Annotated in this window: 21 protein-coding genes; 2 read left to right on the top strand and 19 right to left on the bottom strand. The window is 37.9% G+C overall.

The window, feature by feature from the left end; genetic code table 11:
• Positions 1 to 6: 6 nt before the first annotated feature.
• On the bottom strand, positions 7 to 1,086 hold the full coding sequence (wecA, locus tag ACFOEE_RS11225) for a UDP-N-acetylglucosamine--undecaprenyl-phosphate N-acetylglucosaminephosphotransferase (protein WP_377124218.1): 1,080 nt from the start codon (positions 1,084 to 1,086) through the stop codon (positions 7 to 9).
• Between the two features lie 219 nt (positions 1,087 to 1,305).
• On the opposite strand from wecA, the gene ACFOEE_RS11220 reads away from it, so the two are divergent.
• Complete coding sequence (locus ACFOEE_RS11220; protein ID WP_377124216.1) at positions 1,306 to 2,196, top strand: hypothetical protein; 891 nt, start codon at positions 1,306 to 1,308, stop codon at positions 2,194 to 2,196.
• Positions 2,186 to 3,439, top strand: a complete 1,254-nt coding sequence (locus tag ACFOEE_RS11215; protein ID WP_377124214.1) for a flippase — start codon at positions 2,186 to 2,188, stop codon at positions 3,437 to 3,439. Before ACFOEE_RS11220 ends, ACFOEE_RS11215 begins: the two co-directional genes overlap by 11 nt.
• Before the next feature lie 191 nt (positions 3,440 to 3,630).
• On the opposite strand, the gene ACFOEE_RS11210 is transcribed toward ACFOEE_RS11215, so the two are convergent.
• The 18 genes from ACFOEE_RS11210 to ACFOEE_RS11125 all read right to left on the bottom strand — a co-directional run bounded on the left by ACFOEE_RS11210 (position 3,631) and on the right by ACFOEE_RS11125 (position 22,812).
• Positions 3,631 to 4,185 carry a hypothetical protein gene (locus ACFOEE_RS11210; protein WP_377124212.1) on the bottom strand — a complete coding sequence of 185 codons (555 nt, stop codon included), beginning with the start codon at positions 4,183 to 4,185 and terminating at the stop codon, positions 3,631 to 3,633.
• Positions 4,186 to 4,267: 82 nt separating this feature from the next.
• Positions 4,268 to 5,689, bottom strand: a complete 1,422-nt coding sequence (locus tag ACFOEE_RS11205) for a hypothetical protein (protein ID WP_377124210.1) — start codon at positions 5,687 to 5,689, stop codon at positions 4,268 to 4,270.
• 299 nt (positions 5,690 to 5,988) lie between these two features.
• Complete coding sequence (locus tag ACFOEE_RS11200) at positions 5,989 to 8,061, bottom strand: secretin N-terminal domain-containing protein (RefSeq protein WP_377124208.1); 2,073 nt, start codon at positions 8,059 to 8,061, stop codon at positions 5,989 to 5,991.
• Positions 8,045 to 8,539: a hypothetical protein gene (locus ACFOEE_RS11195; protein ID WP_377124206.1), complete on the bottom strand. Its 495-nt coding sequence runs from the start codon at positions 8,537 to 8,539 to the stop codon at positions 8,045 to 8,047. Before ACFOEE_RS11195 ends, ACFOEE_RS11200 begins: the two co-directional genes overlap by 17 nt.
• Positions 8,536 to 9,090, bottom strand: a complete 555-nt coding sequence (locus ACFOEE_RS11190; protein ID WP_377124204.1) for a hypothetical protein — start codon at positions 9,088 to 9,090, stop codon at positions 8,536 to 8,538. Before ACFOEE_RS11190 ends, ACFOEE_RS11195 begins: the two co-directional genes overlap by 4 nt.
• Before the next feature lie 10 nt (positions 9,091 to 9,100).
• Positions 9,101 to 10,189, bottom strand: coding sequence for a hypothetical protein (locus ACFOEE_RS11185; protein WP_377124202.1), 1,089 nt, complete (start codon positions 10,187 to 10,189; stop codon positions 9,101 to 9,103).
• Positions 10,177 to 11,061: a hypothetical protein gene (locus tag ACFOEE_RS11180; protein ID WP_377124200.1), complete on the bottom strand. Its 885-nt coding sequence runs from the start codon at positions 11,059 to 11,061 to the stop codon at positions 10,177 to 10,179. Before ACFOEE_RS11180 ends, ACFOEE_RS11185 begins: the two co-directional genes overlap by 13 nt.
• On the bottom strand, positions 11,058 to 11,774 hold the full coding sequence (locus tag ACFOEE_RS11175; protein ID WP_377124198.1) for a prepilin-type N-terminal cleavage/methylation domain-containing protein: 717 nt from the start codon (positions 11,772 to 11,774) through the stop codon (positions 11,058 to 11,060). Before ACFOEE_RS11175 ends, ACFOEE_RS11180 begins: the two co-directional genes overlap by 4 nt.
• Position 11,775: 1 nt before the next feature.
• Positions 11,776 to 12,186: a PulJ/GspJ family protein gene (locus ACFOEE_RS11170; protein ID WP_377124196.1), complete on the bottom strand. Its 411-nt coding sequence runs from the start codon at positions 12,184 to 12,186 to the stop codon at positions 11,776 to 11,778.
• On the bottom strand, positions 12,167 to 12,577 hold the full coding sequence (locus tag ACFOEE_RS11165) for a type II secretion system protein (RefSeq protein WP_377124194.1): 411 nt from the start codon (positions 12,575 to 12,577) through the stop codon (positions 12,167 to 12,169). The genes ACFOEE_RS11170 and ACFOEE_RS11165 overlap by 20 nt, the downstream gene beginning before the upstream one ends.
• Positions 12,561 to 13,757, bottom strand: coding sequence for a type II secretion system F family protein (locus tag ACFOEE_RS11160; protein WP_377124192.1), 1,197 nt, complete (start codon positions 13,755 to 13,757; stop codon positions 12,561 to 12,563). The genes ACFOEE_RS11165 and ACFOEE_RS11160 overlap by 17 nt, the downstream gene beginning before the upstream one ends.
• Positions 13,757 to 15,415, bottom strand: a complete 1,659-nt coding sequence (locus ACFOEE_RS11155) for a GspE/PulE family protein (RefSeq protein ID WP_377124433.1) — start codon at positions 15,413 to 15,415, stop codon at positions 13,757 to 13,759. Before ACFOEE_RS11155 ends, ACFOEE_RS11160 begins: the two co-directional genes overlap by 1 nt.
• Positions 15,415 to 15,810 carry a type II secretion system major pseudopilin GspG gene (gspG, locus tag ACFOEE_RS11150; protein ID WP_377124190.1) on the bottom strand — a complete coding sequence of 132 codons (396 nt, stop codon included), beginning with the start codon at positions 15,808 to 15,810 and terminating at the stop codon, positions 15,415 to 15,417. Before gspG ends, ACFOEE_RS11155 begins: the two co-directional genes overlap by 1 nt.
• Positions 15,811 to 15,847: 37 nt before the next feature.
• Positions 15,848 to 16,969, bottom strand: coding sequence for a polysaccharide pyruvyl transferase family protein (locus ACFOEE_RS11145; RefSeq protein ID WP_377124188.1), 1,122 nt, complete (start codon positions 16,967 to 16,969; stop codon positions 15,848 to 15,850).
• 50 nt (positions 16,970 to 17,019) lie between these two features.
• Entirely contained in the window at positions 17,020 to 18,060 is a 1,041-nt protein-coding gene (locus ACFOEE_RS11140; RefSeq protein WP_377124186.1) for a nitroreductase family protein, read from the bottom strand.
• Between the two features lie 40 nt (positions 18,061 to 18,100).
• Positions 18,101 to 20,746, bottom strand: coding sequence for an SLBB domain-containing protein (locus ACFOEE_RS11135; RefSeq protein ID WP_377124431.1), 2,646 nt, complete (start codon positions 20,744 to 20,746; stop codon positions 18,101 to 18,103).
• Between the two features lie 443 nt (positions 20,747 to 21,189).
• The gene (locus ACFOEE_RS11130; RefSeq protein ID WP_377124184.1) at positions 21,190 to 21,966 is read right to left on the bottom strand and encodes a DUF481 domain-containing protein; all 777 of its coding nucleotides are present in this window, start codon (positions 21,964 to 21,966) and stop codon (positions 21,190 to 21,192) included.
• Positions 21,967 to 21,996: 30 nt separating this feature from the next.
• Positions 21,997 to 22,812, bottom strand: coding sequence for a mechanosensitive ion channel family protein (locus tag ACFOEE_RS11125; RefSeq protein ID WP_377124182.1), 816 nt, complete (start codon positions 22,810 to 22,812; stop codon positions 21,997 to 21,999).
• Between the last annotated feature and the right edge of the window lie 131 nt (positions 22,813 to 22,943).

The following is a 22,943-nucleotide window of genomic DNA, read 5'->3' as shown; positions in this document are numbered from 1 at the left end:
GAAAAACTATCCACGGCGTTTAGCTTTGATACCCAATTTCCTTCTAAGGATTACAGTAACACGCCATATTCTCGACATAATCAGGTAATAGCATACTGAAATCATAAAAAACAGCCAGAACATAATATATGATGGAACCGAAAAGACTTCTGCCAGAATTCCAATTACAGCAAACAGCAAAGCTAAACAACTGATGAAGACTAGAGCAAGATGCTGGCTCAGTCCCAATCTCATTAAAACGTGGTGCAAATGCTCTCTATCAGCAACAAATGGCGATTGACGTTTTTTTATACGCCTAGCTATGGTTGATACAGCGTCCATAATTGGGATAGCGGCCACCCATAAACCGGTTACTGCACTAAAAGCCGCGTGCTCGCCTTGAGAACCAGCTATAAGTAACCAAACAACGGTAAAACCTATGACTGTACTGCCAGCGTCTCCCATAAACACTTTAAACCGTTGACCAAATGGGATCCCCAAATTCATCAACATATATGGAATTGTTGCTATCACTATCACTAAACACAAAAACGCATTGTCACTGTCACCGGCAAGATAAAAAAGCAGGCACATCGAACCAAATGAGACAGTCGCCATACCACCGAGCAGCCCATCAATACCGTCTATCATATTGAAACTATTTATTGCGCCAATGACTGCTACAATGGTAAGGAAAATACCTAAAGAACCTATCTGCAACGAGTGTGGAGAAAAAACTCCAGAAAGATCATTTAAAACGATATCAACTGAAAAGATCATTATTAGCGTCACTAACAGCTGACATCCTATTCGAATTCTGAAGTCCAAATCGAAATAGTCATCTAATACACCCATTGCCAAAAGAATGAATGAACAAGAGACATAAACGGTCATGTTCACTAAAGGTTCAGGCTGAGTCGAAATAAAGCTCAACACTACTACGAAAATAGAAATACCACCAACTAGAGGAATTTGACCGCTATGTTCTTTTCTGCCTGATGGCACATCAACTAGGTTGATGATCTTAGCCACTTTACGGAAAAAAAAGAGACTAATGATCGAACTAAAAAAAATACTGCACGAAGTCAGTAATAAAATGCTATTCATATATTCAGCTTATGTCTTAACTGGGCGTGTCAAATTGTTGCAATACCGCAAAATTCTAACAAGCTTCGATAAAAATTGCTATCTGCCAGATCGATAAAAATTGTTACCAAACAGCCAAGACAAAGCCTTGTAATAGCTCTCTTGAGTGAGCTCCGGAACATCCCATTTTGTTCGTTACTACTTAGGTGTTATGATTTCCAAAAATTTGTTAAGTCTACTATGTTAAAATCGCTCGCAAAAAATATGCTTAATGCTGTTGGCTATGAAGTTCAGCTTATGCCAATCGGAAAAGTCCAACTCAACCGTTCAGTTGCTTTCATACATATTGCTAAATGTGGTGGTATCTCCATAGATACAGCTATGCGCTCTAAATTAGCGAAACCAGGCCAGCATAGACTTTGCAGAATGACATCAATCGCAGCGAGCATAGCCAGTTTCAATAAGCCGGTAATGTCACTCGACGAATCTTGTCAGTTTAGTGAACATCACCTACAAGTGCTTAAAGGCATACTTTCTTACTACCTTTCTCTAGATCAGCAGTACATCAGTGGTCACTGGCCCGTAGATAGTCAAATTTTACAATATCATTACCAGACAACTGACTTTATTACGCTCTTACGTGACCCTGTCGAACGATTCAAATCAAACTATATTTTTAATAAATTATCTAATAATCTAAGCGTTATGCGCCCTAACGCATTAAGAAATGATAATTTAATAGAAGAAGCTGATGAAATCGTTTTCGGATTACGAGGCTGGCAAATGGCAAATACACAAACAGCCTTTATCACAGGTAAATATCCTAGAGATCAATCTCATGCGACGCAATTGCAGCAGGAGTTTCAAGAAAACATTAAAAAATTCAAAATTGTAGGATTTTTGGATGCCTTGGAGCAATTTGAAAACCAATTTTCTTCTACATATGGAGTCTCGTTGAATATCAAAAAGAAGAACAAAACTAATGATCAAAAAGGACCGAATAAAGTTCATATACACGATACTCTTAAAGACTATTTTTCTCAAAAAAACGTTCATAGACATATAGAAACTATATGTAAAAATGACATTTATAACATCGAGAAAGCAAAAGAGATATATCTTGGCAAATAATAGAAGCTTAACTAATGTTGCCATATTGTTTACCGAGAAAATAATTGTTTTATTTCTAGGTTTTATTACAACCTTATTACTCGCTCGGCAACTTGGTCCTGAAGTATTTGGCCAATACTCAGTGATCCTGGCATCAGCATTCATGTTTTTCCCTTTGACTCAGATGGGACTAAACAATCTCTGCGGGAAATACTTCAGTCTTTATCCAAATAACTTGCATTATTACTTCAGAGCAGCTCTTGCTATTCGCATTACCTTTAGTGCTTTAGCTCTATGCTTAGTTACCTTAGTTCATCTATTCTATTCGCAACATTCAACTAGTTTGCTAATTCTACTACTTGTACTACTGCAGTCCGCTAATTGTGTTTCTCATGTAGAATTTGCATTTCTCTCCAACGAAAATGCCAAAACAACAGCTTTGATACGAATATTTACCAAATTATTTTGTAAAGTATCATTGTTATATCTGATATCAATCAACGCAAGCCTAACACTACTTATTCTATTCACAGGACTGGAATATCTCTTATCCGCAATAGGCTACATTTGGATTTATCGACGCCACAATTACCATTATAAAATAGGTTCCAGAACTTCAATAAAGCATGTCGCAAGCAAGCTATTTCATCAGTCAAAATGGCTTGCATTGTCTGGCTTTGCATCAATAATCTATTTGAAGATAGATCAAGTAATGATAGCTTACTACCTAAACCATAAAGCCGTCGGAGAGTATGCTGCAGCATTAAAATTTTCTGAACTATGGTTCGTGTTTCCAACGATAGTTGCAAATATCCTGATGCCGAAGTTGGTAAACTTGTATAAAAGAGATAGATTTAAATTTTGGGATTTTCAGAGGAAGCTAATAACATTATCAACTGTGTCAAGCTTGCTTCTCATTACAATCTTTGCGTTATCGGCAAACAGCCTGATATTTTATATATACGGCACAGAGTACTCAAATTCTGCTTTAATATTAAAAGTTCACATAACAGCTACCTTATTTATATTTTTTCGAGCTTTTTTAAGTAAATGGTTGATCTTATCACGAAATTACAACTTGAGCTTATATAGTCATTGCCTAGGTGCAGTGGTGAATATCATTTTAAATGCACTACTTATTCCTACCTACGGCACTGTTGGTGCTGCAGTTGCGAGTGTAATCGCATACTTTGTTTCTTCGATCTTATTTTTATTTCTGTTTGAGAGAGGCAGAGTTTTTATAAAAAATTATATAGGTAATTAGTCTACACTGAAAATCTCGGCTTAACAGATAACGGAGCGTTCTTGTTTCCAATTGTCTTACTGCAAGTTTAGCTAAGCCGCCATTTTTAATCTCCATTTTGCAAGGTTTTGAGGGGTGAGAAAACAAACCTTGCAAAATGAGGATAGTAAGATCGTTTAGATCATCAAGAAGATCAATAAATTAAGTGATTTTCAGTGTCGACTAAATAACTCAATAACCCTTTGATATTCAGATATTATCTCTTCTTCAACTAACTTGCTACCACTCACTGATACAGTGATAACCTCATTTCTATCTCTTTCTATCAGCGTAATATTTTTAATAACCTGCTCATGATCACCAATTACTGCATCAAATCGATACTCTAGATGTTCTAGTTTTCCATGGTAAAGTGCCTCATCACTACCAATTAATGTAAAGCGGATATCTTTAGCATTCGCCTGGCTAAGCCCTTTAGCTGCACTTTCTATAAACTGCTTCCATTCCTCAGTACCTCCCGAGTAAACCACACCATCTATTGTCTGACATGTAACATTGGTAGCTCTTCTCGCACTACTTGCGGCAATTGTTTGGATAGCTACCCAGCGCTTAAGTTTAAGCTTTTTCCCCTCATGAACATCTACAATCTGGCTTGAATATTTGGGTTCTGTTTCAAATGATAATGATAGGTCACAATATTCTGCAGCTGTAAACCCTGAGTAAAATACGGACGCTGCTATCAGCAACGCTTTGATCAGTTCTCTCATCCTCAACCTCGAAAATTTAAACCAAGAAAAAACCCGGCATAAGCCGGGTTTTCAACAAAATATCAAGCAAGTAATTATTTAATTACTTGATGCCTTTTTGTTGTGAAGTCACTAGTGATTGACGACCGTTACCAGTCTTTTCACTGAACGCATATGCGTTGACTTTGCCATCTTCAACATCAAGGTTGAAAGTGATGCTTAGCTTGCTCTCAGCTGGAACAGTGTTACCTTTGCTGTCTTTTAGTAACTTTTGTAGATCTAAGTGAGAAAACTTAGTTACTTGACCTTTAGGTAGGAAACCAGTGATGTTTTGGGTAGAGTAAGATACACCCTTGCCATCGATTGCAGTGATGATAGCATCAACAGCAGAAGAAGTTTCGTTAGCGAAGTGAACTGAAGTGTTAACACCTGCAAAATCAACTGGGAAGTATGGAATGTTGATGATAGTCGCGTCAACAACCCACTCACCAGCGTCAGCTTTAACTAGAGCTTCTTGCTTAGTGTTTGTTGCAGACGTTGAGTCAGCATCAACAACTACTGTAGCCTTAAATGTAGAAGCTTTGATAGTTGAAGTGGTAGCAGTGTGGTCTAACTGGATAGTGTACTTACCAGCGATGCCATTTGGAGCTGTCGCAGTATCAGTGATAGTGAAGCTTAGAGACTTCTTATCAGTAGCAATTGTTACACCAGAAACGGCGATAGAAGCAGGAGTACCGATATCGTTAGTTAGAGTAACGTCAGATGCAGTGATAGCACCAGTAAAGTCGCCTTCTAAAGTAACAGTAGCTTGAACATTAACACCAGTTGCGGCAGAAAGTAGCGTTTGATCATCAGAGATATCAATTACGATAGTGTCTGCGTTAGTGTTACCAGTAACACCGCCACTTACGAATGAAGTCGCTGGGTTGCGTTGAATAACACCGTTTGCTTTTGTGCTAACAGACGCGCCGTATTGGTCTGCTAGAATGATAAACGCACCAGTGTTGTCACCAGTAGTATCTTTAGCATTGCCTGTTAAGCCTGAAGTTGCAGAGTAAGTAACTGTTGCAGCTGATGACTTAGCTTTATCAATGTTCGCACCGCGTACTTGAACTTCAAATGAAGAATCTTTAGTTACTGGGTCACCAGTCATAACTTCAAGAACTACTGTAGTCACGCCACTTGCAGTTGTTGTAGAAATTGGCTTGATTTTGTAAGTACCTGAACCGTACACGATACCAAGTTGGTTGTCAGTAGTTGTAGCAGTCGCTTCACCAGAGCCGTTTACGGCAACAGAAGTTAGACCAGTAACACCAGTGCCAAATACTAGTTTAATACGATCGCCAGCTTCTAACTGCTCACGAACGATTACACGAATAGAAGAGTCTGCAGCAGCTGCAGCTACTTCCAAACCTTGCTTTGATGTTTTAGTAACTGCATCAGTTAAATCTGCAGCTTGAGCGCCAAACGCACCTAAAATAGCAGATGCTACGAGTGCTTGTTTGAATAGTTTCATTATTTCCATTCTCCTAGTTTCATGAAACAGGTTTACTGATTAGGAATGTCAATAAACCAAGAACCTATATTCTCGACTTGTCTCGAGATGATGTCAATCTATGTTCAACTTTAATATCTGTCAAGTTACAACACAGAAATGTTAAATTTCGTAGATTTGAAGTCAAATTTTAGTTGACATTTTATTTGACCTCATAAGTCCAACATTTGCCAAAAATTGCGTGCCTCTTCAGTTAGTAGAAGCACAGCAATCCCAAACAGTGCTGTACTATCGTTGCTAAAATACCGATTATCAGCAATAGAATCAAGCTAAAAGACTAAATTTTCAAGCCCTTTTTTAAAACTTTGCTCAACTTTAAACCAATCCTCATTACTCTGAATGATTTTTGGTGTCACAAGCACGACCAATTCAGTTTTGTCGGAGCTACTTTCATCATTGCGAAACAAATGCCCGAAAAGAGGGAGGCTGCCCATTAAAGGTATGGAGGATGCGCCCACTGATTGATTATGGCTTATTAACCCTCCAAGTAACACCGTCTGACCATTCCCCGCAACAACTTCTGTACTAATGCTTCTTTCAAAGATCGCTGGGCTATCACTTCCAACACTAAGCTCCTTGTTTACACTAGATATCTTTTGCTCAATCGACATAATTACTGTTCCCTGAGCGTTTATCGTTGGTGTTACATTTAATTCCACACCTGTTTTACGATATTGAATCGTCGTTGTTTCACGCGCGCTATTGATAGGATCAGCAGTAGTTGAGCCAATTGTTGGGATATCATCACCAACGCTAATGTTTGCAGCCACACCATCTCTAACTAAAAGCGTTGGACGTGAGAGCACATTTACCTGACCGTCTTTTTGCGCTAGATTAAGCGACACTTCTCCTGGAAGACCGACAATTGAATAACTAAATCCATCTTTAGAATTGAACTTAAACGATTCTTTCCTATCACTTGATAGACCGCTACTTAGCGCAAACTGAACCCCTTTTGCAAAGCTGCCAGTAAGCTTTACCTCAGCGATAACCACCTCCATCATAACTTGTTTAGGCATTATATCTAGCTGTCGCAAGATTGGCTGTAGGTCTTGATAATACTTTCCAGATGAATAGAAAATTAGAGCATTAGCTCTCTCATCAACAACCAACTTGAGCTGGTCATTTTCCACTGAAAAACCCTGATTGGCTGCATTAGCTTGTCCTTGTTGTGTTGCCCCCGCATTCGACATATTCGTGCTCGCACTAGGCTTTGAAGACTTTAAAGGTGTCGTTGCTCCTAAAAGAGGAGCTAAACTAATCCCTAAATCAGATGCTCTTGCATATTTAGGGTGATAAATAAAAAAACTTTGTTCTGAGCCGGTGGCTGGCTTATCAAGCTGTCTAGCCCAGTATTCAACCCTATCAATGATTTCGTCTGCTGTAGCAAAGGCGACTACTTTTCCCAGATGTTCTATCGGAACAAATTGCAAACTGCTAGAGCCTCCTCCTAAGTTTTTTGTAGCAATACCCTCGTTACTTAACAACTCAGAGACCTTTTCAACAAAGCTTTGCGAGTCAATATAGGTAAAACTCATTAATGCAATAGATTTATTACTTAATGCAGAACTATCAATAATCGCTATCAGGTCTAAAGCTCTTAAGATCTGTTCCCTTTTACCCTGAATTGTCAGTACTCCTTGTTGTGTATCAACCGCTACGCTTGCATCAACGAGACCCGCCACTGCATTCCTTAAACCTGATGTTGCACCATATTTAGTAGGAACAAGTTGAATAATTTCATTTGCTACATTTGGGACACTAGCTTTAGTGCGGCCAAATCCAAATGCTCGCTCAGAGTTTGAGCTTCCTTCTCGACTTGGATATACATAAAAAATCCCTTCGTTCAAAGATATGCTTATATTGTTGCGAGTCAAAACCTCTTGAACGAGCTGATAAAACCTCCTTGCACTAACAGCATTCTTTAATTCAAGCGTAACGGGTGTCGTACTTTCCTTTAGTGTTGGCTCAATTACATAGGAAACATTGAGTAACTCGCCTAACGCATAATGCAAAAAGTCGCTCATGGGCAAAGCATTAGAAGAAACTTGAAACTTAGCTTTATTATCAAACTGTTGTGAAAGATCTAACTCCAGCTTCAAATCCTGTTGAGAATCTTTAAGCGAACGCAAACGCTCAAACTCTGCAACCGATTCAACTTCCCCTTCACTATTGATATCTCCCTCACTCGGAGACCCTTTAGCAGAATCGACTGCCAGATAAGACGTATTAATATTAACCTGCTTAGCTTTTGTATTGTCATCCGGATAAATAACACTTTGACAACCTTGCAGAGCTAAAGAGGAAATGATGAATATTGAAAGTTTACTCAACTGCTTCATTATTACTTTGCCATTTAAATAGTTTTAATTCAGCAACTTGCTGGCCACGTTCAGAAAAAGTCACAAAATCGGAACCAATTTTGTGGACGCTCACGCTATTAGTTATAGACTGGTCCTCAGTCACTTTAACTAGGTTACCTTCATCTGTTTTTAGAAGCACAAATGCCTTCCCACTGACATGGAAGATGCCGACGAGTTCAAAGCGCTTGTCTTCGAAGAACACTTGCTTGCTTGTATTGGCAACATTGTTACTATTAATTTCAATAGGTTTATCTGTATTGACGTTTTCCAAACTTGAGATATAAGCATTATGCCACTTCATTTCTAGAGGTATAGGAGCCACGTCCACGCCAATAAACTCAACCGTTGCGACTTCTCGGTCACTTTTTACTGCTTGCTTAACACTTTGACTAAATAAAAGACTTTTAAAAGGCGTTAGAAACGCAACTAAAGAGATGCTAAATACCAGAGCCTTCATATTGCCTCCTCAAATTGCCAGACTTTTACTGTAATTTCACCTAGCAATTCTTCGGAAGCCTTCCCTGTCCAATCTTGGCCGCCTATAGCATAGTATGATATTCGCATTATCGGTGTGCTGTTTTCCAACAATCTCATCAATTTAATCGCACAAACCGATGGTCCTTTGAATTCCAACTTTACTTGCCATTGGTTCACTTTATTGTTTAAAACAAGTTTATCTAACCAATTCAAACTATCTATTTGGCAATTTGCTTCTTTCAACAGATTGTCAATTTTCTGCTGGACCTCTAATTTTAGCTGCCCCTCGCTTTTCACTTTAAACAAATACGATTGTAACTTTTCATCAAGCTGAATAATAGAAGATAACTGTTCTTCAACTTGATTTTTATTTTCAAGCAAATTTTCAACTTTAAGCAAACGTTTAGTTTGCATATCTAGCTCACCATCTAACTCAACTTTCAACTCTTGCAAAGGTTCAGTTATATAAGCAAAGAAGATTAAAGTGAGAGCGATGCTAATATAATACTTATATTTATTCATATAATTCATTTAGCGTCCCTCAATTTTTGAACGATACTTGAATAACGAAATTATCGAGATTGTTATTTTTTCTCACAGCGCCATCGAATACAGCAGAGCTAACCAACGGATGGTTGTTAAATTCCTCTAGAAGTGCATTAGCATCCTCTACAACGCCATCTAACTTGAAGACATCATTCTCAAAGCGAAAGTAATTCATCATTGTACCGCGACTAAGTGCCAACTCTATTAACTGCCAATGAGGGTAAGTCAATCTCTGCTCCATCAGCAATTTACTTACATCATTCACCATGTCTGTTTTGGTATCTAATTCAGCTTTATGCTGAATAATCTTGTTGGCTATCGAAGTACTATTCATTAGAGTTGCTTTTACGCTTTCAAGCTGCCAAAAGAGAGAGAGACAATATACTCCAACACCCAATGTAAAAGCGACAATAGGAGCTATTATCAGTGAATGGTTCTGTATTGGAGAAGTTGAAATTCTCGTTTTAATAAAGCCCTCTTTTGCGATATCCTTGATATTTAGCTTAAAAATAGCTGATAAGAGGAATTCAGGAAACTTTGAAGGTTGAACTTCAATAGCATCAATAAAAGCAACGCCAACGCTATGAGAAAACTGCTCTAAAGACTGTATTAACCCTCCCTTATACGCACTTTTGCTGACAGACCGAGCAATAAAAAGTTGCCCCGCTGGAGTATGCAAAGATAATAATTTGGCTTTCAAAACCCTGCTAAACAATGCATCTTCAGCTAAATAAATACAAAAACGATTCGAGTACGCTTCGTCAATTAAAAACTCTGTAGTAATAACCTCGAATTCATCATCAACTTGTAGCGGACAGATTTTAACATGGACTAAGTTACCAATGTTCTTTTTCTGTATTTTTACTATTGACCTAATTTCAGATGGGCTTACCGAGTGATAATGCTTACGGGAAACTTTGCAAAACTTCTTCGATACAATACAAATCACACCAACCTTATCACTCTGTACAAGCTCCCCCTTATCAAACTTGTACGGGTGTTCATGGTAATAGCTTACGAAACTAGGCAGATGTCTTTTCCACCAACTGCTTAAGACTCTAGTTATACTTATCATTTTTTCCACGATACACTTTTAATAGTTAAAGGGCGATCTACGGCTTTCGGCCGAACTTCTACCTCAAATCGTTTATTTAACCGAATACCATTCGATTCCGCTAGTAATTCTACAGTAAGGAAAGTGCTTGTAGCAAAAGTAATGTATTCGCCATCTGCGATACCTGTAACTGAGTAAAATCCAGACGGTGTGAGTTCACCATTTACTCTTAACTTTTCTAACTTGGAAACTAGACTCTCATTGTTAAGGTATGAGCGTAAAACAAGATTTGGTGCCGTCAGGGGGTTAAAGACCCCGACTAAAGCCGTGCTAAAAATCTTCTCTAAATCTAAATTCTGTAACTTCCCCCCCTCTTTAACCAGCCTCATTTCTTCCACACTTTGTAGCATATCATTTCTGGGCTGACCAACCTTCTTATAGTAGTCCCTTTCGGCACCATTTAAGCGTTTCAGGTCATCTCGGTCTTTCCAATCCTCTAACGACTCTGAAAAGCTAGTTGCTTCCTTGTCTTCAAAGCCTAGTTGTAATAGGGTACTTTTCAACAGTCTAGAGTTAGTAAAATTTAGATTAACTAAACCAGCCTGATCTTGAAGGATTACTGAGACCTTATCGTTTATTTTGAACGGCCTTCCGTAGAAATTCCATACTTTTGCAATATCATCATCGCTTTTACTATTGATATATAACTTATTGCTTAATAGCGATTTAAACAAATAAGCCTCTGCATTTTCCAACTCTAATCTTAACAGCAACCTCTCTTTCGCACTTGAAGCAATCGACAACTGCTGTTTTACACTTTTACTCAAAAATATACTGAAAAGAGTCAAAGAAAGCATTATTATCAAAACTTGAACCAATGCAATTCCTTTATCAAATTTCAATATAAATCTCCTACTTGGTCAAAAGCAACCAAACCCAATATAGAAAATCTATTAAAAACTTGTAGCAAATTAGTTTTACGCTCACCCTGAAACTGAAATATTTCAACTTCAACTTTCAAAGGCATAACTTGCCTTATAATCGGATCGTGCCGAGAGTAAGAAGCTAGCTCCGAATCATTTTCCAACAAATCCACAACTTGTCTATCCGAAGATAATCGAAGAGCTTGCGTCATATTTTCGAAACCAAAATACGATATATTAAAATCATTCACATTTTCCAGCAAGGTAATTTTAAAATCCCAAACAATATCCTTCTGAGGCCAATTAACCACTAAGTCCTGCAATAATGCGTGTTCTTCATAAACTAATACTTGAGACGAGTTATCATGATAGATATGTATCAATGACCTTTCACTAGAAACCAACCCGTTATTACTCACACAGTAAATATAATTACGACCACCATCAAAAAGATACATAGGTTTATTTCCACTAGCACTCCCTCTCACTATATATTGTGAACAAGATTGGAGTACTCGATTGAGAAATTCTATCCCTATTCCGTTATCGGTGACAGACCAAAAAGCATCGGCCCTTTTCCCCCATGAGCTTGAGAATAAACTATAAGAATAATAACCAACAAAAAAAACCATCATCATTATTGAGGTTGATATTAACAATTCAACTAAAGTAAAAGCCCTTTGATTATTCACATCAATCCCAAACCATCACTTTAAATTGAAAATTATCATTTACCGAAGATGTTACAGTTACTTGAAAAAGAGAAAACATTTTTCCTGGCGGGTTAATATCATCAAAGTCAGGTGCCGGGCTTACTCTATCTTGCCTCTTGGCGACCCAATTGAAATCGACACCATTTAACTCAAGCTCATCCATATATAAAGATTGATCTGTAGACGCAACTTTGGCGCTCTGCAACTTAGCCTTTATTAAATCAATCGCTATATATGATAGCTGAGCACTTCTAGTAACATCACTTGCCTTTTTTGAACTAAAAGAAACTTGTTTATAAATTTGTGAAGTGACAGCTATCGCAGAAAATAATATTATGGCCGAGATTAAGACCTCAACTAATGTAAAACCACTATTTTGCACTACTTTCATCAAAAATACTCTTTATTTCGAAATTTTTCACTCCAGATTTAAGCTTCACACTAAAACCTCTCTGTTGAGTTATACCGTTTGAATTTATCAAGATATCCAAATAAACAAAATAAATAGATTCAAATTTAACCACTTTAGGCTCAGGACTATGCACTATAATCTCATTATCTTTCAATGTTACTTTAACGCTTCTGCCAGTCAGATAAGATTCGTAACCAAGTGATTTTATTATTTGCTTAGTCTGTTCGACCTCAACAAGCTGTCTTTGTTTCTCTATACTTCCGATTAAAATACCGCCTGTCAAACTCATAACAACAGAAATTATAGAAAGCACGACGAGTAACTCTATTAAAGAAAATCCTCTTACTTTACTATTATATAGGAACATCATTTATCGAAACCATGCTCATAAGCATAACTATCACAATTCCACCAACGAACCCGCCCATAAATAATAGCATTAAGGGTTCAAGCATGCTTGTTAGCTTTCGTATTAAATTTTCAAGGTCACTTCTTGAACGTGCAGCTATATCTGCAAATACAATATCTAAACGATTAGTTTCCTCTCCGACTTTAATAATAGATAAGAAAAATGAAGGAAATATTCGAGTTTTCGATAAAACATCACAAAGTTGTTTTCCTGATTTTAAATGTTTTACTGCTAACTTAGTATCTCGCCGAAAATCAGGATGCTTTAAAGTACCTAAAGTAAGTTCGAGACAAATATCAAGTTGCAATCCAGCGTCTAACATCATCGCTACTGATTGCGAAAATCGGATCCTTTCGGATGTTATAATTACTTTACCTATGCCAGGAAATCGACTTAAATGAACATAAAACCACTCTCGCACCTTTACTTTTTTCAAAAAGTAAGTTAATGAAATAATGAGGGTCAAAATAACCAACAAAAAATATAATTGATGTTTGCTGAAGAAAGCACTTGCTTTTACAATAGCTTGGGTGTACCAAGGCGCAGAATCCAAATCAGTAAATATCCCCGACATTTTGGGTACAATAAAAGTAAGAACAAAATATACTGCCGAAATACAAACAAATAGTATCACACTCGGATAGGTCAAAGCAGTACTGACTTGATTCCTCAATTCCATCTGAAATTTTAGGTCCTTGGCAAGCTTTTTTAATACCTCAGACAAGTTCCCTGATGCCTCACCGATTTTTATCAACTGCACATAAAGGGAACCAAATATTTTCTCATGCTTACCAAATGCATCGCTTAAAGACACCCCTTGCTTTAATGAAGTAGATATCTGATTAAGTAAAGCGGTAAGAGCAGAATTTGCATTAGACTTTTTTATAATATCTATAGCTTTATCGACTTTAATGCCACTTTCGAGTAAAAGCGACAACTCGTTTGTGAAAAACTCTAAATCTGAAGGATTAACTTTATTTTTAAAGAAGTTAATTGATGCTGCCCTTCTTATTTCTTTTAGAGTTATTGGTGTTAATCCAATTTCATTTAACTTAACAAGTGCATCACCTCTATCATTTGCGTCTATAACCCCCTCATGTCTACTACCTTGAGTATCAATGGCCTTATATTCAAATTCCATTAACCTGCAACCCTTATTACTTCATCTATAGTTGTTATACCATTAATAACTTTATAGAAACCGTCTTCAAGTAGACTCCGTCTACGTAATGATGCAGTATGGGCTTGGACTTTTTGAATGAATTGATCATCTTTTGGCATAGATTTTATTACGTCATCACATCGGAGATATTCATTTATTGCAATTCTCCCTTTGTAACCTGTGTGATTACAGTACTCACAACCAACTGGTCTCTTTAAACAGATATTATTTACACCTGATTTATCAGCAATTTCACGGAGGGGATATTTACTCATTAAGTCATCCGGTGACTCAATTTCTATAGAGCATTTAGTGCAGAGTTTTCTCGCTAGGCGCTGCGCGACAATAGATACTAGAGCTGCATTGAGTAAAAACTCCTCAACACCAAGGTCTAACAATCGTGTATAGGCACTTGCAGCATCATTTGTGTGTACTGTACTAAACACTAAATGTCCTGTTAATGCTGACTGCAAAGCAATTTGAGCAGTCTCTTTATCACGAATCTCACCAACCATGATAATATCAGGATCTTGCCGCACTATAGATCTAAGTCCAGCTGCGAAGTTAAAACCAATATCAGAATTAACTTGTACTTGGTTGACTCCTTCCATTTGATACTCGACGGGGTCTTCCAAAGTAATGATCTTTACGTCGTCACTGTTGAGTTCATTTAAAAAAGTATAGAGAGTAGTTGTTTTGCCGGATCCTGTAGGGCCAGTTAATAAAATCACTCCGGTCGTTTTCTTTAGATCTTCGTAAATCAGCCTTTGCGTATCTGCAGAAAGCCCTAGTACCGACATATCATGCCTGATTGATTCCTTTCTTAGGAATCTTAAAACTATACTTTCTCCTTCATTAAGAGGTAGTGCAGAAACACGAATATCGACATCCTGATTTGCAATACGCATTTCAATTTTACCATCTTGAGGACGTCGCTTTTCGGCAATGTCCATTCCAGATAAAATCTTAAGACGAGTGGTAATTGGCAATTGCATTTTGAGTGCTAATCTTTCTGCGTCTTGAAGTACACCATCAACGCGAAACCTAACCCGGAATTTCCCCATAAAAGGCTCTAGATGCATATCAGACGCACCCCGAATTAAAGCTTTTGTGATTAAAGAATTCAAAAGATTTACTGTAGGTGCTTCAGAAGCAAGTTCCCTTAATCTCGCTTCCTCTGCTCCACTTAGCTCTTCGGACTCATCAAGCAATTCATTTTTACTTTGAATTTCAAAATAAAATTTTTGTAGTTGGGAGTCAGTGGCAAGTAATACTTCCGGAGATATGTGCCTTGTATTTAAATATTCAGATAGTTCAGAATCTAAAGGGTCTTTACATGCAATAATCCATATATTATCTCGAATATCAAGCAAAATGCATTGTAGCTCTCTTAATGATATGTGTACATCGAAGCCAACCTCTTTGGGTGGTTCCCAATTAGGGTAATTGTCTGGCTCAAATAACATATAACCGAATAGATGATGATATAAAACGGTTAGATCTTCCTCAGTAAGGCAACCAAGATTCACTAAAATATCTTCTAAACGACCACCATATCTTTCTTGATATGTCGATGCCTTTTCAAGATCAAGAGCTGTTACTTGAAACCTGTCAATTAACAAATCTTTCAGTGTCATCATCTTAGGACGACATCCTCATTTTCACCTTCACCACCAACTTGTCCATCAAGACCATAAGAAAATAATTTAAAAGGGCGTCCATCTTCACCCGGAACGATATAATTGTATGGATTTCCCCATGGATCTAAGGGAACATCTTTTGGCAGATAAGGACCATCCCATCCAGCTGCAGCACTCCTCACCAACAACTCCAGATTGCTAGGTACATTCCCCATATCTAAACGATAGGTATCAATTGCGGTTTCCAGCATTTGCATTTGAGCTAACGCGGTTTTCGTTTTGGAAGAACTGACTTTTGAAAACAGTTTCGGAGCTACAAGAGAGCCAAGCAATCCCAATATAATCAAGACAATAAGCAACTCGACTAAACTAAAACCTTCTTTCTTTTTCATAAAATTAACCTTTTGAATTGACTATCAAGCAAGTATATCAAGAGCCTTTTTTGCTGTCGACCATGAAGGAATTCACTAATTGAAACACTTTAGACCACATGATCTTGTTTTCTTCTTTGACCCTTTTAGATTCAATCAATGCTATTTTTGATTGCTTTTCCAATGTATCTAAAAAGCTTCCCAACTTAGATTCTGTTTCTCTTATAGGGTTCAAAAAGTTAACAATATTTTCCTGCAACTTGTACTCTTCGAATAGCTTTTCGTACTTGTGACTCCAACTAGTAGCTAAGCAAGGTACACCTTGTGTAAGTGCGCTAACACAGCCATGATATCGACTACTCACTACTGCATGGCATTGGCCTAGTAAGACTTTTACTTCCTTTGCATTTAAACCATTCTTAAAAAAAATTTGATGCTTACTTTTTTGCATGATAGCTTGGCAAAGCTCAAAATCTTCCTCTCCTTCATGATTCAACAATACCACTTGGAAGCCTCTACTTTTAAAAGCATCAATAACAAAACACCAGAAATCGATATAATGATATTTATTTTTATGCGCGACATCACCGTTATACTTTGATACCACCTTATTATTAGGAATTAAACACACCGTTGGTGTCGTAAATTTACTATCCACATTAACGTCGACCAATGCGGTAAAGTCTGGACTAATTAAAATACTGGCAGTCTCCGCTACTTCACGACAATATTTATAAGAATCTTGCTCGCGTGCAAATATAAGAGGAGACTTCTCAATAATTATTTTTGCGTATTTAATTGACTGTTCGTTCCTAAATGGTCCTAAAGCTTGCGGCAAAAATATATATGGCTTTTTTGCTCTTTGAAAACGTAAAACTTCATTAGAGGTATGAACCAATTCATTAATAGGCCATTGATCTCCATATGCAAATCCACTCGCATTAAGAATTACATCGATATCAGCTTCTGTCACAATACCATAGCGCTTTAGCAGATTCCTAACTTTGATAGGCAAATATGCAAACATACCTGTTAAGTCAAGCTTTCCTCTACGAAAACTCAATTTTTGCCACGCCCCCAATTTAGCACGGCGCTCGTAGGGTAAATTCTCACCTGGTGATAAGGTAATTTGGTATTCAGGTAGATTTTCGTCGAGTTGCTGCAGAATTGCTTCTAACATAAGCTCAGCACCCTTATTAGAGAACTGCACACCCTTTATTTCTATATTAATCAATTCTTATCAACGCCTGTTTCAATTACTAGTTCAACTGATTTTTTCTGCGAATAGGGGATTTCTCCGTCAGCCATAGCATGCCCAACAGCTATAAACATCACAACTCGCTTGTATTGTGGTAAAGCAAGTAATTTATTCACTCGCTTGTCTAGCTTTTTAAGCTCTGGCCAATTAATCGCACATGAAGATAAACCTAATGTTTCTAATGCAAGCATAAATTGCATACTCGCAAGGCTTGAATCTATGTAGATAAGATGTCTATCACGAGCCATTGGATAACAAGATAAATCACCAATTACTGCAATTAAAAGAGGAATATTATCTGCAAACCCGCTAGTTCCTCCAGGGAGTTGCACAACCTTGGTCAGAGTTTCAGCATCATCAATCAACATAAATTCGTATGATTGTCGATTGCACGCGCTTGGGGCTTGAAGTCCAATTTCAATTGCTTTTTTAACCAAAATTAAGTCAACTGATTCAGGGTCAAACCATCTGACGGAACGACGGGCCTTAGCAAGAGCTAAAAACTCATCGTATTTTACCGTATGTTTATATCTTTCAGTGCTAGGATAAGGCTTAAAAGAAGAGTCTATTGATATACATAAACTCTCAAATTGTTCACGCAAAAAATCAACTTTTGGGTGCCTATCTACTATAGAGAAATATTCAGTCAACACAGACTCTGCCCATTTTAATTCCTCTAGATCAAATTCTGCTCTCGTCTTCACTAATTTGTAGATTTCAATTGTCTCAGTAATATAGTCTAGTGCAAAAATTGGTTTCCTAGGCCGCATAATCAGACCTTTTTCCAACCGATGAATATTGCGTCTTAATAGCGAACTACTATATTGTTGAACACCACTTTGTCTCTTGTACTGGACTTGTCCTTTTAAAATTGCTTGTTGTTCAAATGCAAATGATTGATCAAAAAGCAAATAATATAATCTAGACAAAAATGAATACTTTGCGAAAAGCGGCTTAATCGCATCACGAAATAAGTCAATTGAGCGAATGATAAGTTTTTTAAAATGAAACATGTGTATCTCGTTTAAAAAGGGGCATTTAGCCCCTTAATATTTATAGAGAAGATATAGCTGCTGCAGCGAGACCTAGTTGATAAACTATTTGTGTTGCTGTACTCCAAAGAGTTAACTTGTCCAAATAGTCCGCATTTAGAGGTACGACTATAGTATCTCCCGGTTCTAAATGATTTGCTGAGCTACTAGCGGCAAACCAATTACCTTGATTTGGAATATAAACAGAACCATTTGCCTTAATCACATAAACCCGACTATCATCACCTCTGATTTTTAAACCACCGCTTAGATTTAGGTAGTCCTCAACAGATAAATTTGCATCATATAAATGAGAGGTTGCTACGTTAACTTCACCAATAACACTCACTGTACTTAATTTTGCTGGCACATACAAAGCGTCGCCTGACTCCAGCTCCAAATTTTGTTTGCCCGATAACATCATAGGTAGATTTACAACCAAACGTCCTAATGCCTGAACTTCTGATAGATCATTTAGAAGCTTATTAGTTTCATCATAGCTCAAAGTATTATTTGTTACCGAGTTAGAAAAACTCTTCGAGGCAATTTCACGACGCAAGTCTTCTGAAAGTTTTCGTAGCTGGTTTCGTTCTTGCACTCTGATAGCTTCTCGAGTAAAGATCGCTCCTTCTGCAAATGCATATTCGGTCAACCCACCTGCGCGTTTGAGTACGGAAATTATGCTTTCGCCTCTTTTTATGCTATATGAACCTGGAAACCTGACTTCTCCATATAGATTAACAGTCAGCTCTTCTTGCCAATTTGGTGTAGGGAAAATATTAATACTGTCTTTACTGAAAATTGGATATTCATCCGGCAACCTTGTCGCATTTTGCAAATCAACACTAATGTGCTCAACCGCAGCATGTTCACCTTTCGTAATCCTAGTAATTTCAGCATTATTTAAATAAGCCGACTCTAATAACCCTCCGGCAGCAGACAAAGCCTTTTCGACATTCATATTGTTTGCGAGCGGGTAGACACCTTCATACTTCACTTTGCCTGATATCCCAAACAACTTAGCTGGGTTCAAGACATTCGCCTGATCTTTTAACTTCATTATTATCGGTGTCAGCAGGCGCTTACGGCTAAATGTTGCATATTCGTCATCAGATAATTCTTTTCGCTGACCTGATAATAGTTTTGTTAAACTATCAACCTTTTCCGTAGGCTCTTCTTCCAATACATCGTCAAACTCCCCGATAAACTTCAAAAACTCCTTATTTTCGAATTTATTCCACAGTTCTACTTTAGCTTTTTCATCAAGCTCTTGTTGCGTCATTGCGAGATCAGCAAGCAATTTGACCTCATCTTTCTTTTCTTCAAAACGACTGAAAATAACGACAGTATCTCGCGGCTTAATTTCAAGGTCATTTGCCGGATTTCGCTTGAGAGCTTGACTCAGAGAAAACTGATGGATCTCAATTTCACCTTCTAAATTCGCTTCACGGATGATTAATGAGTAATTGAAATCAGCATAAGGAAGTAAATCATTTCGTAGCGAAGGAATGAGATCTGATATTCTCTTCCCTTCTTTCCATTCGTAATGACCAGGGAAAGACACTGCACCCATTAAAGTAACTATATTGTTTAACTGTGTTGAAGCTGCTCTAATCTTAATAGCATCGCCATTAATCGGAATGTAATCTATTTTTTCACTGCTAAAATCTTTAGTTAGTACAGTTTTAGAGCCATTTGAATAACGTTCAATAATAGTCTTCTTTAATTGTGCGCCAGCTTTAAACCCCCCTGAAAAATAGAGCAATTCCTTCACCGATTCAGACTCTTTTAATTCGAACAGCGCAGGGCGTTTAACTAAACCAGATATACTAATTTGCTTACCTACTGGAGGGACAAAAACAACATCGCCAGCTTGAAGAATAATGTCATTTGAACTATCGCCTCTAGTCAATAAGTCATATAAGTCAAGTGTCGCAACGACCTTTCCAGACCTTTTGACTTGAACATTTCGAAGCGAGCCAATTTCTGTAATTCCTTCACTCGCAAATAGAGCCTGTGTAATAGATGAAAGCGCTGGAATGTTAAAAGAACCAGGTTTGTTCACCTCACCCAATACTAGCACTCGCATTGAACGTAGCTTTGCAAGCGTAGCAAAAGCTTCTACTCCGATAATCTCCTGTTTAACTTTATTTAAAATCAACTTTTTGGCTTCAGCAAATTGCAAACCCGCAACATTTATCGGAGACAGTGAAGGGATTAGTATTCTCCCCTCCCTATCAACTTCAAGTTGATACGTTTCATTTTCTTTACCATAGTAGCTGATTTGAAACTCATCACCAGTTGACACCATGTAGTTGTCTGGAATTGAGATACTCAAATTTTGCTGCATTACTTGAGGCTGATTTGCAAAAAGCTCATAGCCAAATGGCTTAATGTCCTCAATTACTGGCTTAAACTTCTCTTCCGGAGTTTGTTTTTGCTCTTCAACAGGAAGCGGTTGAATAACTTCTACATCAGTAGATTCTTTCCCTTGCGGGACTCCAGACTTCTCCAAAATACTTAGATCAAAACCATACTGTTTTGCTAAGGCTTGCTGTTGAGCTTTTGGCAGTTTTTTAAACTGTTCAATTTGTTGCGGTGTTGGCGTAAATGCTTGCGCATTAGCCCCTAATAAAATAACAAAACATATCCATAGTAGATTGCGCATCACGATTACAAACTTCACGAACAAGCCCTTAATTTGTCTGTATCTCAATTGAAAACTTACGAATGATACCGTATTTAAAGAATAAAAAAAATGCTACTTACAACCATGAAGTCAAAGTGGTACAGATTATCCTGTTAGGGGTATCTTTTTTGGGTCTAACACGCTGAATCCATGAATGATTAGGACTACAAGTGACCTCAACAGTGCAAAACTATAGTTCACAATAGGCTATGCACAGGAAGGGGCTATAACAAGATAACTAGCAGAAAATATTACTGATAATGAAATTGAACTTGGCCTGAATTTCATGATCAATTCAATTTTAAAATCTAGACATTACTTACAAGGCAATCCAAATCATGCTTGGATAAGCAACAGTTACTTGTAATTGCTATAAACAGAGCCTTAACGCGGTACGTTAAGGCTCATAAGAAACTGAGGTATCAAAAACTATAAACCAACGTCAGTGAAGTTTCGGTGTCGGTGTTTTCTTTGTCAGCAGCAACATCAGAGTTGTTGGTCACATTGAAAGCTACCTTCATCTGTAGCGAACCATTGATTTTAGTCAGTAATGCCGTCTCAGACTTGGTTTTAGTATTGGTATCACCATATTCAACTGCAAGCAGTTGGGTGAATTTGGCGTTGTCAGAAATTTGCCAACTGAAATCGAGCTTACCAAGGGCAATCGGTTCCCCTTCAGCCTCTCCGGCTAAAGAGTTGCCATTGCCATCCACTTCAATACTGTCATCTTGATAGGTAAAGTACTTATAACCCGGACCGATTTCTGCGTTTAGAACCATAGTTTCGTTACTGATGAAACGCGTACCATAACCCAAAGAGACAACCGACTCGCTGCGATACGCGCCGAAGTAATCGGACACATGACCACCATAAACGTAGAAGTGCGTATGTTTCTCGTTCAGCTTGTAGTTACCTTGTACCGACGCCGAATACTTTTCGTTGGTGCGTTCAGAACGTTTTACACCATCCGCGTCTTCAATTTCATCTTCTTTGTAGATGCCATCAAGTTTGTATTCGTTGTTCCACATTTCCAGATTGTGCTTGGCTTTGATACCGCCTTTCAAGGTGGTGGTTTCAGTATTACCACTGGTTACAATGGCACCGACTTCACTGGTGACTTCCCAAGTTTTATCATCTTTCGCGTACACGTTGGCAGACAAACATGCCGCTGCAACCACTGTTAAAACTGGTAATTTCATGTGATTTAAACCCTTTTTGTATTATCTTGATTAATCTTTGTGCAAATGCACGTCCATTTGCGGGAATGGAATGGTGATATTGGCTTCATCTAATGCAACTTTGATATTTTCTACCAAATCAAAGTAAGTTGGCCAGTATTCTGTGGTATTAACCCATGGCCGCACCACAAAGTTGACACTAGACGCAGCAAGCTCATGTACAGCAACGGTATAAGCAGGATCTTTTAGCACGCGGCTATCCGCATCCAAAACCGCCTTCAGTACTTCTTTGGCTTTTTTCAAGTCAGAGTCGTAACTGACACCAATGACTAGGTCAATACGACGCGTTTTTTCACGTGAGTAATTGACTATCGGACCAGACATAATCGCCGAATTCGGCATGATGATGACTTTGTTGTCAGGCGTTTTAAGCTCAGTTGAGAATATCTCGATTTTTTGTACGCTACCTGCGCGACCGCCAGCTTCAATATAATCGCCTGATTTGAAAGGACGTAGAATGATAATTAAGACACCGGAAGCGAAGTTTGACAAAGAACCTTGTAATGCCAAACCAACGGCTAAGCCTGCGGCACCTAAAATTGCGATAAAGCTTGTGGTTTCGATGCCAACTTGAGACAGCGCCATTAACACTGTAGCTGCAAACACCAAAGCGTAAATAATGTTCGCCACAAACGAGCCAACTGCTTTATCAACTTTTTTCTTCTCAAAACCTTTTTCAGTCAGGCTTTCGCAGAATTTTGCGATCCGCATACCAACGAACAATATAATAAGAGCCAAAATGCCTTGAATCGCATAATGGATAATTAAATCAGAGTTTTTGGTGATCCAATCTAAGAATGTGTCCATCACTTTCCCCTTAAGTTAAGCGCTATTGATTATTTTTGATCCGATGATCATACATAGACTATATGAATTTTACCTGTACGGCAGAAAATTTTCGGAAATCATAAAATTTTTCAAATTTTGCTTCCCATCCC

The organism is Pseudoalteromonas fenneropenaei, from assembly GCF_042643375.1.
Classification (GTDB): domain Bacteria; phylum Pseudomonadota; class Gammaproteobacteria; order Enterobacterales; family Alteromonadaceae; genus Pseudoalteromonas; species Pseudoalteromonas fenneropenaei.
This window is presented reverse-complemented; position numbering and strand designations above follow the sequence as displayed.